General features: G+C 50.4%; 10 protein-coding genes and 1 tRNA gene. 7 read left to right on the plus strand and 4 right to left on the minus strand.

What is annotated here, in order from left to right; genetic code table 11:
• The first annotated feature begins 106 nt into the window (after positions 1 to 106).
• Positions 107 to 541 (plus strand): acyl-CoA thioester hydrolase YciA, encoded by a 435-nt coding sequence (gene yciA, locus ACTHS8_RS01185; RefSeq protein ID WP_049332732.1) that lies wholly within the window; start codon positions 107 to 109, stop codon positions 539 to 541.
• Between the two features lie 246 nt (positions 542 to 787).
• On the plus strand, positions 788 to 1,579 hold the full coding sequence (locus ACTHS8_RS01190) for a formate/nitrite transporter family protein (protein WP_440372742.1): 792 nt from the start codon (positions 788 to 790) through the stop codon (positions 1,577 to 1,579).
• A 151-nt stretch (positions 1,580 to 1,730) separates the two neighbouring features.
• Here ACTHS8_RS01190 and ACTHS8_RS01195 read toward each other — a convergent pair.
• Together ACTHS8_RS01195 and ACTHS8_RS01200 are read right to left on the minus strand one after the other, a co-directional pair.
• Positions 1,731 to 1,807 (minus strand) — tRNA-Pro (locus ACTHS8_RS01195).
• A 156-nt stretch (positions 1,808 to 1,963) separates the two neighbouring features.
• Entirely contained in the window at positions 1,964 to 3,487 is a 1,524-nt protein-coding gene (locus tag ACTHS8_RS01200) for a fumarate hydratase (RefSeq protein ID WP_440372743.1), read from the minus strand.
• An 854-nt stretch (positions 3,488 to 4,341) separates the two neighbouring features.
• On the opposite strand from ACTHS8_RS01200, the gene ACTHS8_RS01205 reads away from it, so the two are divergent.
• The 5 genes from ACTHS8_RS01205 to trkA all read left to right on the plus strand — a co-directional run bounded on the left by ACTHS8_RS01205 (position 4,342) and on the right by trkA (position 11,026).
• Positions 4,342 to 4,980, plus strand: coding sequence for a 2Fe-2S iron-sulfur cluster-binding protein (locus tag ACTHS8_RS01205; RefSeq protein WP_003746216.1), 639 nt, complete (start codon positions 4,342 to 4,344; stop codon positions 4,978 to 4,980).
• Positions 4,980 to 6,608 (plus strand): FAD-binding protein, encoded by a 1,629-nt coding sequence (locus tag ACTHS8_RS01210; RefSeq protein WP_440372744.1) that lies wholly within the window; start codon positions 4,980 to 4,982, stop codon positions 6,606 to 6,608. Before ACTHS8_RS01205 ends, ACTHS8_RS01210 begins: the two co-directional genes overlap by 1 nt.
• On the plus strand, positions 6,605 to 7,858 hold the full coding sequence (locus tag ACTHS8_RS01215) for a complex I 51 kDa subunit family protein (RefSeq protein ID WP_440372745.1): 1,254 nt from the start codon (positions 6,605 to 6,607) through the stop codon (positions 7,856 to 7,858). Before ACTHS8_RS01210 ends, ACTHS8_RS01215 begins: the two co-directional genes overlap by 4 nt.
• Before the next feature lie 211 nt (positions 7,859 to 8,069).
• Entirely contained in the window at positions 8,070 to 9,521 is a 1,452-nt protein-coding gene (locus tag ACTHS8_RS01220; RefSeq protein WP_440372746.1) for a DASS family sodium-coupled anion symporter, read from the plus strand.
• 92 nt (positions 9,522 to 9,613) lie between these two features.
• A complete protein-coding gene (gene trkA / locus ACTHS8_RS01225; protein ID WP_063076477.1) occupies positions 9,614 to 11,026 on the plus strand; it encodes a Trk system potassium transporter TrkA in 1,413 nt (470 codons plus the stop codon).
• Between the two features lie 77 nt (positions 11,027 to 11,103).
• Here the strand turns inward: trkA and lgt are convergent, their stop codons facing one another.
• Positions 11,104 to 11,964 carry a prolipoprotein diacylglyceryl transferase gene (lgt, locus tag ACTHS8_RS01230; protein WP_003746206.1) on the minus strand — a complete coding sequence of 287 codons (861 nt, stop codon included), beginning with the start codon at positions 11,962 to 11,964 and terminating at the stop codon, positions 11,104 to 11,106.
• Between the two features lie 74 nt (positions 11,965 to 12,038).
• Positions 12,039 to 13,169 carry a M14 family metallopeptidase gene (locus ACTHS8_RS01235; protein ID WP_063076476.1) on the minus strand — a complete coding sequence of 377 codons (1,131 nt, stop codon included), beginning with the start codon at positions 13,167 to 13,169 and terminating at the stop codon, positions 12,039 to 12,041.
• Positions 13,170 to 13,270 lie beyond the last annotated feature (101 nt).

A 13,270-nucleotide genomic window follows, 5' to 3' on the forward strand; every position in this document is an offset into this window, starting at 1 on the left:
GATGAATATGTTGATTGTAACACTTTGCCTGCTGATTTTTCAGACGGCCTACATAGGTTTATCGCCACAAATGGCGTAAAATAGCACTTTTTTGACAGGATTATTTATGGCTGACAACAAACAAACACATGCTGCACCAGAAGGACAACTTTTATTGCGTACGGTAGCCATGCCGCGCGATACCAATCCTAATCAGGATATCTTCGGCGGCTGGATTATGTCGCAAATGGATCTGGGCGGCGGTATTTTGGCGGCAGAAATCGCACAGGGACGAATTGTAACCGTGGCCGTTCAAGAAATGAATTTCATCAGACCGGTAAAGGTCGGCAACGTTGTGTGCTGCTACGGTCATTGCGTCCGCGTAGGCAATACTTCTTTGCAACTGAAAATCGAAGTGTGGGTTAAAACTTTGATGAACGATATGGTAACGGAAGACCGCCAACTGGTTACCGAAGCCGTGTTCACTTACGTTGCCATCGATGCACAAGGCAATCCGCGCCCCATTCCTCGCGAAGGCAATGCAAAGCTGGCTCATTTGTAAGTTTAAAAATTCAAAACAAGGCCGTCTGAAACCTCAACGTTCAGACGGCCTTTTTTAATACAGAAGCAAAATGTAATAATATTTCTTTTGAACTAAAGCAAGGCGAAGTATCTGTTTTTTAGGTTTAATTCAGGCTGATTGATAAGACAAAGACCATACACCGGCTCCATATAACACTGCCCTACCGTGACAGTTCGCGCCACTTTTGAAACGGCATTTCCTCCTCAACCCACTTTAAGGAACATCATGGCTTCGCGCGATTTATACCCACAGGAAATTTTACAGGTTGTTCTCAACAAAAGCTGCGCCAAAGCACAATCCAGCATCCCCACACTGGCAATCTTAAGCGTTTTGGCCGGCGGATACATCGGCTTCGGTTATCTTGCCTATTTAAAAATAGTCAGCGGCATTCCGCACGAATGGGGCGGTGTTGCAACTTTACTCGGCGCCTCCGTGTTCCCTATCGCCTTGATTTGCATCCTGCTTGGCGGCGGTGAACTGGTAACCAGCAACATGATGATCATGTCTTTAGGCAGATTGGCCGGACGGATTTCCTCCAAAATGCTGCTGCGCAACTGGGTTATCGTTTGCATGGGCAATTTGGTGGGCACGCTGGCAATGGCTTTTTTCCTCGGATACTATGTCGGTATGATTGAAGGCAGCATGGCAGAAAAAACCATTGCCGTGGCGGAAGCAAAAGTCCATATGGATTTCGGCTGCGCTTTCGTATCGGCAGTAGCATGTAACTGGATGGTCTGCATGGGCACGTGGTTGCACTTTGCCGCTAAAAACACAACCGGACGAATGCTGGCCATTTGGTTCCCCGTCATGATTTTCGTATTAAACGGCTTCCAACACCTTGTCGCCAATATGTTCGTTATCCCCGCAGGTATTCTGGCTGGCGCAAACATCACATGGGGGCAGTTTTTCTTCAATATGATTCCCGTATTCCTGGGCAATGTCGTCGGTGGCGCATCATTTGTTGGTGCATCTTATCTTTATACTTATAAAGACACGCTGAAAGATAGTGCTGAATAGTTCTGCTTTGAAAACAACAAAACCTGCTTTTTTTAAGCAGGTTTTGTTTCAGACGGCATTGGTATTAAGTTTTAAAATCCATTCCACATTATTCAGATAAATCATCCAAACGAAAAAAGAGCCGTTTTTAAAACGGCTCTTTTAAATTCTTTGGTCGGAGTGAAAGGATTCGAACCTTCGACCCCTTGCACCCCATGCAAGTGCGCTACCAGACTGCGCCACACTCCGACTCGATAAGCTGTGAATTCTAGTTTCAAACGCTGATTTTGACAAGTGCTTTTTAAAAAGGGAAATTTACTCGTTTGAAAACATTTGAATTATTTGTAAGCAAAAAAAAAGGCCGTCTGAAATCGTTCAGACGGCCATTGATTATTCAGCTAAATATCAAGCTTCAACCGGAATAATACCGATTTTGGCCTGCCATTGTTTGGGCGCAATGGCGTGAACCGACTCGCCGTTGCTATCCACCGCAACGGTCACAGGCATGTCTTTGACTTCAAATTCGTAAATCGCTTCCATACCCAATTCTGGGAACGCCAAGACTTTAGATGCTTTAATGGCTTTGGCAACCAGATATGCCGCACCACCGACAGCCATCAGGTAAACGGCTTTATTATCGGCAATGGCTTGACAAGTCGCTGCGCCGCGCTCGGATTTACCAATCATACCCAAGAGGCCGGTTTGTTCCAGCATTTGACGGGTAAATTTATCCATACGGGTGGAAGTAGTCGGACCTGCCGGACCAACAACTTCATCACGGACTGGATCAACCGGGCCGACGTAGTAAATCAGTTTGTTGGTGAAATCTACCGGCAATTCTTCGCCTTTGTTGAGCATGTCAACCAAACGTTTGTGCGCGGCATCGCGGCCGGTCAGGATTTTACCGTTCAGCAACAATACGTCGCCGGTTTTCCATGTGGCCACTTCTTCTTTAGTCAGGTTGTTGACATCGACACGTTTGCCGTTGTCAGGGCTGTAAGTCAGATCCGGCCAGTCTTCCAAAGACGGGGCTTCCAGTTTGGCTGGGCCTGAGCCGTCCAATTCAAATTCGATGTGGCGGGTAGCCGCGCAGTTTGGAATCATGGCAATCGGTTTGGAAGCCGCGTGGGTTGGGTAGTCAAGGATTTTGACATCGAGAACGGTACTCAAACCGCCCAAACCTTGTGCGCCGATGCCCAAGGCATTTACTTTTTTGTAGAGTTCCAAGCGTAAGGCTTCGGTAGTAGACAATTCTGCATCGGAATCGGCTTTTTCTTTGAGCTCCTGAATATCGATATGGCTCATCAGGCTTTCTTTGGCCATCAACACTGCTTTTTCAGGCGTACCGCCGATACCGATACCCAAGATACCCGGAGGACACCAGCCGGCACCCATTTGAGGAACGGTTTTCAATACCCAATCAACGATATTGTCTGAAGGGTTGAGCATGGCCACTTTGGTTTTGTTTTCAGAACCACCGCCTTTGGCTGCGCAAGTGACTTCGACTTTGTCGCCTTTTACGATTTCCATATGTACGACGGCAGGGGTGTTATCTTTGGTATTTTGACGTTTGCCAGCCGGGTCGGCCAATACGGAGGCGCGCAGTTTGTTGTCAGGATAGGTGTATGCACGGCGTACGCCTTCGTTAACCATTTCCTGTACGCTCATCTCGGCATCCCACTGTACATCCATGCCCACTTTCAAGAATACGGTCGCAATACCGGTATCCTGACAAATCGGACGATGGCCTTCAGCACACATACGGCTATTGACCAAAATCTGCGCCATCGCATCTTTGGCCGCAGGGTTTTCTTCTTTTTGATAAGCCTTATACAAAGCCTGGATGTAGTCTTTAGGATGGTAGTAGCTGATGAATTGGAAAGCATCGAAAATACTTTGGATAAAGTCTTCTTGCTTGATGACGGTCATGATTGTGTTCCTTTTCGGAGTCATGGTAGGGAGGATTTGTGTTTATTTCTTAAGAGACCGATTTTTTCAGACGGCCTTCAATAGTGTAATAGTGCTTTCAAATGAATGACCCAGACAATATCATTTTCATACCCTATTGATTTAAATGAAATTTAATATCGCATTAAATTACTTGGTTATTGATAATCTATATCTACTGACCATTCACTTACATGGAAATAAAATTACATTGTTTTTAAATGATAATCTTATTTCAAGGCCGTCTGAAAATATTTGCCTTAAGTATCTGAGAAAGAAATTTAGTAGATTGTATTTAAAAAGGAAACATCCAAATTTCAGGCAGCCTTTCTTATTTTCCAATACAATACACAATTGTAAAATCCATGTCATTTTCTCCCTCAATCTTCTTGACTGATATCAAACTTGTTTTATTTTCTGAAATTTTATAACAGTCTTTTCACATGCTTACATGTTTAAATATTATTCAATATATACAATAATCTATGCAAAATTACCTAATATGTAATAATGATTTTTACTAGTAAATAGACGAATATTTTAAAATTTATACTAAAAAAGTAATTTTATTTTACTTTTAAAATCAAAAAAGTGTAATAATTTGCCTAAATAATAAGCATATTTTGTTTACAATCATTCCTCTATAAAACCTTAGATTACTCCTATCATCAAAATCACTAAATTCTGATACACTTCGACTCATACAGATAAATATTGATTTTAAAAGAATTTCTAAGTAAATGACTTGGATATTTCCTCACACGCAACAGATGTAATAAAAATACAATTAAGCAAATTGCCCACTATTCCAACTTCCAATTTCACAGGAACAAACCATGAGTGAAAATTTGTTAACCCTGACCATAGACGGCCATGAAGTCAAAGCTTCTGCCGACTCGTCAATCATCCAAGCCTATGCCCGTTCAGGCAATGCAATTACTGCCAATGTCGGCTGTATGGGTCAAGGCGTATGCGGTTCCTGCCGCTGCATGATTCGTAAAGAAGGCGAGCGCGAAGTAACCACTGCGTTGGCATGCGAGACCAAAGTTGAAGAAGGCATGCAGGTCAGCTTCTTGGACTACTTTATTCCGGAGCACATCCAATATTACGACGTCAGCGAAATTGGTGATGGCTGGAACTGGTTGGACGATACCGCCAAAGCCTTCCCAGAAGCGCAAAACTGCCGTCATTGCGGCGGCTGTAATCGCGCCTGTCCTAAAGGTTTGCAAGTGGAAAACGGCGTAGCGCAGGTAGTTTCCGGCGATTTCGGCGCGGCTGCGCTGACCTTCGACCAATGCGTGATGTGCAACCTCTGCACCCTTTCCTGCCCAGAACACATCCGTCCGAACCACTTAGGCCTGTTCGCCCGCCGTATGAAAGCGGCGCGTACGTTGCGTCCGGTGGATTTGATGCGCCGCCTGCGCGAAATCGACAGCGGCAAAATGAAAGTCGAGTTTGAAGAGGAGGCACTGTGATGGCTAAAAAAATCCAAGGCATAGACTACGAAACCGCCCTTGCCAATCTGCGTGCATCTTCATTGGAACTGCGTGGCGATTTACCTGAAAAAAACGAATTGCTGAGCCAATTTCACCCTGACTATCAGGCCGATGCGCGTGTGAAACTGCCTATCGGCCCGAACCAAGGCGATTACTGCCATCCTGATTTGGCCAAACTCTTAATCAGTCAGCCTCTGATTGACGACTACGATTTGTCGGGTGCAGAACACCTAAACACCGACGTATTGGTGATCGGTGGCGGCGGCGCAGGTGCGGCGGCGGCATTGTCTGCGACTGAAGCCGGCGCACGCGTCATCATGGCGAACAAGCTGCGTATCGGCGACAGCAATACCGTGATGGCCGAAGGCGGCATTCAAGCGGCTGTCGGTGCGGAAGACAGCTTGCAGCAACACTTTGACGACACCATCAAAGGCGGCCACAACGCAGGCAAGAAAGAATTGGTGGCGCAAATGGTTACCGACGCGCCGTCCGCCATCCGCTGGCTGATTGGTTTGGGCATGACTTTCGACCTTGCCAAAGGCGCGGACAGCAACGGTATGTTGAGCCGCAAACGTGCAGGCGGTACGACCGTGCCGCGCATTTTGAGCTACCGCGACTTTACCGGCCTCGAAATGATGCGCGTACTGCGCGAGGCGGTCGAACTCGACGAAAACATCACCCAGCTCAACCGCCACCCCGCCATCGAATTATTGTCAGACGAACACGGCCGCTGCGTCGGCGCGATTTTGTACGATTTGGAAAAACGCTCTTTGGTATTGGTTCACGCCAAAGCCGTGGTATTGGCGACCGGCGGCAGCGGACGGCTGCATTTGCAGGGTTTCGCTACTTCCAACCATTATGGCGCGACTGCAGACGGCCTGGTAATGGCTTACCGTATCGGCGCCAAACTGCGCGATGTCGATTCTTTCCAATACCACCCGACCGGCGTTGCTCACCCTCCACACTTGGCAGGCGCGCTGATTTCTGAAGCCGTGCGCTCCGCAGGCACCAAGCTGGTCAACGGTTTGGGCGAACGTTTCGTTGACGAATTGCAACCGCGCGACGTTGTTGCCGCTGCGATTCTGCGCGAGTGCTGCGAAGGCCGCGGCGTAGTACGCGACGGTCAAGTCGGCGTATTCCTCGACACCCCGCGCCTAATTGCTAACGACCCTGACGTATTGAACCGTTTGGTAACACTCGGCCACGTTGCCCACAAATGCGGCATTGACCCTGCTGTTGAGCCGGTCATGATTCATCCGACCCTGCACTACCAAAACGGCGGTATCGAAATCAACGGCGACGGCGCGACCTGCGTCGAAGGCCTCTATTGTGCCGGCGAAGTAACCGGCGGCATTCACGGCCGCAACCGCCTGATGGGCAATGCGCTTTTGGACATCATCAGCTTCGGCCGCCGTGCCGGTAAAGCCGCGACAAATTGCGGCCTGCCTCTGAAAAAAGTACGCGGCGGTGTCGGACACGTCCACGACCTGCAACGCGAAATGACCCGCGCCGGACTGACCAGCGACATCAAAGCCCCAGTTTTATATCCCGACTACGGCAAATTCGATTTGCGCGAACACGCCGGTTTGCAGGAGCAACAATCATGAATCAAGCCAATCAAAACTTACTGCATCCTTCCCGCCAAGTCGGCGCAGATTTAGCCGCGTGGCGCAAAGTCGGCGGCGGCGAAGGTCTGCTGGCTGCGCTTGCCGATCCTCAAAGCATTGTTTCCAAACTGCAAGATGCCAATCTTTGCGGCATGGGCGGAGCAGGTTTCCCGACTTGGCGCAAATGGGAGGCTGCCGTTGCCGCCCAAAGCAAAAATGGCGACAAATACGTCGTCTGTAATGCCAACGAAGACGAACCGGGTACATTTAAAGACCGAGTACTGCTGGCAAATACGCCGCACCAAGTTATCGAGGGCGTACTGATTGCCGCCGTTGCCTGCCGCGCTAACAAAGCGATTATGTATGTCAACCCGCACCAGACCGAATCCATTACCTCCATCGTACCCGCCATCGAGCAGTGGAAAAAAAGCGATTTGTTCATCCGCATCGAAAACTATCTAGGCAAACCTTTAGACCTGAAATTGGTCGAAACTTCAGGCCGTTATATCGGCGGCGAAGAAACTGCCGTAATTTCATGGCTGGAAGGCGGTTTCCCCTTCCCTCACCGCAAGCCGCCTTTCCCTGCCGAAAGCGGTGTCAACGGTGAGCCGACCCTTATCAACAATACAGAAACCTTCGCCAATATTCCGCAAATCCTTGCCAAAGGCGCGGAATGGTACAAATCTTTGGGTTTGGGCGATGCGGCCGGTACAAAACTCTATTCGCTCTCCGGCGACGTATTGAACCCGGGCCTGTACGAACTGCCGATGGGCACGACCCTGCAATCGCTGATTTACGATCACGGCGGCGGTATGCTCGAAGGCCGCACGTTTAAAGCCGTATTTACTGGCGGCCCGTCAAACACGCTTTTGACCGTAAAAGATTTGGATGTGCCTTTGGATTTCGTTTCCGTACGCGAACGCAAATCCAGCCTCGGTACCGGCGCGATGATTGTGATTTCCGAAGGCACCAGCGTGGTGCGTAAAGTAGCCGAATATGTGGAATTTTTTGCTTCCAACTCATGCGGTCAATGTCCGCCTTGCAAAGGAGGCACATTCCAGCTTTCCCGCCTGCTCAACCGTGTGGACACCGGCATCGGCACTCCCGACGACCTGCGCGCCTTGCAAAGCCTGTGCCAACTGCTGCCACGAAGCGGCCGTTGCGGTTTGATTGACGGCGCGGTTACCGTGTTGCAAAGCTCGCTGCGCACCTTCCCCGAAGAATACGGCCTGCCGCAAGAACAGGAGTAAAACGGCATTGTTTTCAGACGGCCTGTTGCTGTAAAGGCCGTCTGAAAAACGATACCCGAATCCCTTTCTCTTCTTTCCAAGATGGAAGAGAAACCAATAAGAAAAATACCTTCCGAACCTACCAAAATACGTTCAGACAGGTTTCAGCAACACTCAGGCCGTCTGAAAACAGATTTCCCAATACTTCAATCCTCAAATTAGGAGATTCAACATGGGCTTCAAGCCAATTCCTGCTGCGGTCGCACTTGTGCTGACGCTGCTTATCTGGTTCGTTATCCCCGTTCCTCAAGGCGTATCGCCTGACGCATGGCATCTTTTGGCATTGTTCATCGGCATCATTGCCGGCATCATCGGCAAAGCCATGCCTATCGGTGCCATGGCGATTTTGGGTATTACCTTGGTTGCACTGACCGGCGTAACCAACGAAAAAGCCGCAGACGCAACCAAAGACGCTTTGAGCAGCCTCAACAACTCACTTATCTGGATGATCGGTATCGCCATCATCATCTCGCGCGGCCTGTTGAAAACCGGCTTGGGTATGCGTATCGGCTACCTCTTGATTTCCCTCTTCGGCAAACGCACGCTGGGCGTAGGTTACAGCTTGGCAATGGCCGACTTGGTCATCGGTCCGGTAACGCCAAGCAATACCGCGCGCGGCGGTGCGATCGTGCATCCGATTATGAAATCCATCGCACTGAGCTTCGATTCCGACCCAGAAAAAGGTACGGAAGGCAAAATCGGTAAATACCTTTCTTTGGTCAACTTCCACTCCAACGTAATTACCTGTCTGATTTTTATCACTGCCACCGCACCCAATCCGCTGGTAGTCGAATTGGTTGCCAAAGCCACTAATTCACAAATCCAACTCTCTTGGGGTACTTGGTTCTTGGCTATGGTCGTACCCGGCCTGCTTGCTATGCTGCTGATGCCGCTGGTGCTGTATTTCCTGTATCCGCCTGAAATCAAACAAACCCCTAACGCCACTGCATTGGCAAAAGAACATTTGGCTGCCATGGGACCGATGAAGCGTGAAGAAAAAATCATGCTGGGCATTTTCCTGGTTCTGCTGCTGTTGTGGGCGGGTATTCCCGAGATGCTGTTCGGCGTAAAAGTTGACGCTACCGCCACCACCTTCCTCGGCTTGAGCCTGTGTCTTTTGACCGGCGTACTGACTTGGGAAGATGCGCTGAAAGAAAAAAGCGCGTGGGACACCATCGTTTGGTTTGCGGCTTTGGTGATGATGGCAAACTTCCTCAACAAACTGGGCCTCATCAGTTGGTTGTCCGACTCCATGCAAAGCGGTATCGCCCACATGGGCTTGAGTTGGGAAGCCGGCTGTGCCCTGTTGATGCTTGCCTACCTCTACGCCCACTACGTTTTCGCCAGCGGCACGGCACACGTTACCGCCATGTTCGGCGCATTCTACGGCGCAGGCTTGGCCTTGGGTGCACCACCGATGCTGTTTGCCCTGGTTATGGCATCCGCTACCGGCATCATGATGTCGCTAACCCACTACGCCACTGGTTCCGCTCCTGTCATTTACGGCTCCAACTATGTGACCATGACCGAATGGTGGAAAGCCGGTTTCATCATGAGCGTACTCGAAATCCTGATTTTCGGCACTGTCGGTATCTTGTGGTGGAAAGTTTTGGGCTACTGGTAACCCTCTTTATTTAAAACACAGGCCGTCTGAAAACTCCAATTTCAGACGGCCTTTTGTTACAATTTCATTTTTACCGAACACACTCAATTATCGTGAAAATACTCATCCTCGGCAGCGGCCAAGTCGGTTCGACCGTCGCCCAAAACCTTGCCTCCGTTCCCAGCAACGACGTCACTATTATCGACATCGACGAAAAAGCGCTCAACCGTATCAGCAGCCGTCTCGATGTCCAAACCATCGTCGGCAACGGCGCATCGCCCTTTACCCTCGAACAGGCAGGTGCGGCGGACTCCGACCTCCTGCTTGCACTGACCCGCAGCGACGAAACCAACATCGTTGCCTCCAAAATCGCTGCCGACCTGTTCAATATCCCTAGCCGCATCGCACGCGTACGCTCAAGCGAATACCTCGAATATCCGGTTGCCGGCAGCGACAACCCCGAAGAAGGCAGCCTCAACATCTTCGGTATTACCGAAACCATCAGCCCCGAACAACTGGTTACCGAGCAACTCGTCGGACTGCTCAGCTACACCAGCGCATTGCAGGTACTCAGCTTTGCCAACGACCAAGTCCGCATGGTGATTGTTCAAGCCCGCAAAGGCGGTTTGCTGATCGGCCGTGAAATTACCGACATCAACCAGCACCTGCCCGAAGGTGTGGACTGCCAAATCTGCGCCATCTACCGCAACAACCGCCTGATCGTCCCAACGCCGCAAACCGTCATCATCGAAGGCGATGAAGTCCTGTTTGCCGCCGACATCAACAGCGTTGAAGCCATCATGCGCGAATTGCGTCCGAAAGAAGCGCGCACCCGCCGCATCATGATTGGCGGCGGCGGCAACATCGGCTACCGCCTCGCCAAGCAGCTCGAATCCAAATACGACATCAAAATCATCGAATACAAACCCCAGCGCGCCGAATGGCTGGCCGAAAATCTGGACAATACCCTCGTCCTGCAAGGTTCCGCCACCGACGAAACCCTGCTGGACGAAGAATACATCGATGAAATCGACGTCTTCTGCGCGCTGACCAACGATGACGAAAACAACATCATGTCCAGCCTGTTGGCGAAAAACCTTGGTGCCAAACGCGTAATCACCATCGTCAACCGCTCAAGCTACGTCGATTTGCTTGAAGGTAACAAAATCGATATCGTTGTTTCCCCCCATCTGATTACCATCGGCTCCATCCTCGCCCACATCCGCCGCGGCGACATCGTTGCCGTCCATCCTCTGCGTCGCGGTACGGCCGAAGCCATTGAAGTGGTGGTACACGGCGATAAAAATACCTCCGCCATTGTCGGCCGCCGTATCAGCGGCATTAAATGGCCGAACGACTGCCACATTGCCGCCATCGTCCGCGGCGAAACCGGTGAAGTCATCATGGGACACCACACCGAAACCATCCTGCAAGACGGCGACCATATTATCTTCTTCGTGTCACGCCGCCGCGTCCTGCCGGAGCTGGAAAAACTCATTCAAGTCAAAATGGGCTTTTTCGGTTAAATCCGAAATCCGTTTGCTTGAAGCCATAAAAAGGCCGTCTGAAAAGGTTTTCAGACGGCCTTTATTTATTGTTTTATTTATGCTTTGGCAACGCTGTTTTTACGGCCAAACCAAACAAAACCAATCACACCCAATACAATCATCGGTACGCTCAACCATTGACCCATAGACAAACCCAAAGTCAACAGGCCGAGATAGTCGTCAGGCTGACGGGCAAATTCGGCAATAAAGCGGAACAAACCGTAACCACCCAAGAACAATGCCGCCGTTTGACCGGCCGGACGCGGTTTTTTCGAGAAAATCCAAACAATGACAAACAGACAAATGCCTTCAAGGGCAAACTGGTAAAGCTGAGACGGATGGCGCGGCAGCATGCCGTATTGTTGCAGCCATTCGGCCCACAAAGGATTGTGCGCCGCAGCTTCCGCATCTTCGTAACGCGCTTGCGGGAAACCCATCGCCCAGAAAGCATTGAGTTCGGTCACGCGCCCCCAAAGTTCGCCGTTGATAAAGTTGCCGATACGGCCGGAAGCCAAGCCCAGCGGTACGAGCGGCGCAACGGTATCCATCAATTTCAAGATACTGATGTTGTGCTTACGGCCAAACAGCCACATGGCAACGACCACGCCCAAGAAGCCGCCGTGGAACGACATGCCGCCTTCCCAAACTTTGAAAATATCCAAAGGGTTGGCAAGATAATCGGAAAATTTATAAAACAAAACGTAGCCGATTCGGCCGCCCAAGATGACGCCCAAGATACCCCAAGTCAGGAAATCGTCGAGTGTTTCTTTGGTAAACACAGAATTGCCCTGCGCGATACGGCGGCGGCCCAAAATCGTAAATAGGATAAAGCCGACGATATAGCTCAAGGCATACCAGCGGATGGCAAGCGGGCCGATGCTGATCAGCACCGGATCAAACTGGGGATGTATCATCATAATGTGTGTTCCTTATCTCAAAGGCCGTCTGAAAGCCTGAACTTTCAGACGGCCTGTATGCGGTGTCGGATGGTTTAACGCAAATCGCCAACCACATTCAAAATAGCAGACAACATTGCCTCGCCCAAGCGCAGCGAACGTTGGCCGTTCCAGCCGAAATCGTCGTCCGGCAGGTTGGCATTGTCTTTAAACGGCATTTCCAAAGTATAGGCAAGGCAGTTGAAATGATTGCCGACCCAGTTGGTCGCCAAAGTCATGTTTGCCTGACCCGGCGCATCTTTGTCATAGCCGTAATCGTCTTGGAAATCGGGGCTGGCATTGAGCAAGGCAAGTTTGAATTGGTCTTCCAAGGCTTCGATGCGCTCGTTGTAGTTCGGCACGCCTTCGGTACCGGCCACAAAGACAAACGGCAGACCTTCATCACCGTGAATATCCAAGAACAAATCCACGCCGGTTTCCATCATTTTTTCGCGCACGGTAAAGACTTCGGGGCTTCGCTCCAAAGTCGGGTTTTCCCATTCGCGGTTGAGGTTGGCGCCGGCGGCATTGGTGCGCAAATTACCCAAAACTGAGCCGTCCGGATTCATATTTGGCACGATGTAGAAAGTCGCACGGTCAAGCAGCATGCGCGCGGTCGGATCTTGCGGATCAAGCAGGCGGCCCAGCAAACCTTCGACAAACCATTCCGCCATGGTTTCGCCCGGATGTTGACGGGCGATAATCCAGACTTTCATGTCGCTTTCGACTTGGTTACCGATAGTCAGAAGATTGATGTCGCGGCCTTGAACGGTACTGCCCAAATCGTCGATACGGCACAAGCCGCTGCCCTGCGCATCGCCCAAAAGGTTCAAATGCTGCTCGTGGGAATAAGGCTCGAAATAAGCGTAGTAAACGCTGTTGGACAAAGGCGTATGGTTGATGGTCAACACGCCGTTTTCATAGCTGGTCGGCACGCGGAACCAATTTTGGCGGTCGTAAGAGGCGCAAGCCTGATAGTCCTCCCAGCCCAAAGGATACGCAGCGTCCGCCGCATTTTCAAAATGCATCACGCAGTTTTGATAGGCCGCACCCTGCAAACGGAAGTAAAACCATTGGGCAAACTCCGAAGCATTGTCGGGACGCAGGGCGAGACGGATATCGGCAGGGTTGCTCAAATCTTTGACAACGACCGAACCGGCATCGAATTGGGTGCTGATTTTCATCATGGGTATCCTTAGTAATCGGCGAAGAGGCCGAAGCAAACCGTCATTTTACCGTTTGCATGAGGCTGGTTTCAACCATTTAACTGATTTAACAGGATTTCAAG

It is taken from the genome of Neisseria sp. P0016.S008, assembly GCF_051957775.1.
Lineage (GTDB): Bacteria > Pseudomonadota > Gammaproteobacteria > Burkholderiales > Neisseriaceae > Neisseria > Neisseria flavescens_B.

Coding starts and splice junctions, on each gene's coding strand:
- yciA (WP_049332732.1), top strand. CDS start 107: ATGGCTGACAACAAACAAACACATGCTGCACCAGAAGGACAACTTTTA.
- ACTHS8_RS01190 (WP_440372742.1), top strand. CDS start 788: ATGGCTTCGCGCGATTTATACCCACAGGAAATTTTACAGGTTGTTCTC.
- ACTHS8_RS01200 (WP_440372743.1), bottom strand. CDS start 3,487: ATGACCGTCATCAAGCAAGAAGACTTTATCCAAAGTATTTTCGATGCT.
- ACTHS8_RS01205 (WP_003746216.1), top strand. CDS start 4,342: ATGAGTGAAAATTTGTTAACCCTGACCATAGACGGCCATGAAGTCAAA.
- ACTHS8_RS01210 (WP_440372744.1), top strand. CDS start 4,980: ATGGCTAAAAAAATCCAAGGCATAGACTACGAAACCGCCCTTGCCAAT.
- ACTHS8_RS01215 (WP_440372745.1), top strand. CDS start 6,605: ATGAATCAAGCCAATCAAAACTTACTGCATCCTTCCCGCCAAGTCGGC.
- ACTHS8_RS01220 (WP_440372746.1), top strand. CDS start 8,070: ATGGGCTTCAAGCCAATTCCTGCTGCGGTCGCACTTGTGCTGACGCTG.
- lgt (WP_003746206.1), bottom strand. CDS start 11,964: ATGATGATACATCCCCAGTTTGATCCGGTGCTGATCAGCATCGGCCCG.
- ACTHS8_RS01235 (WP_063076476.1), bottom strand. CDS start 13,169: ATGATGAAAATCAGCACCCAATTCGATGCCGGTTCGGTCGTTGTCAAA.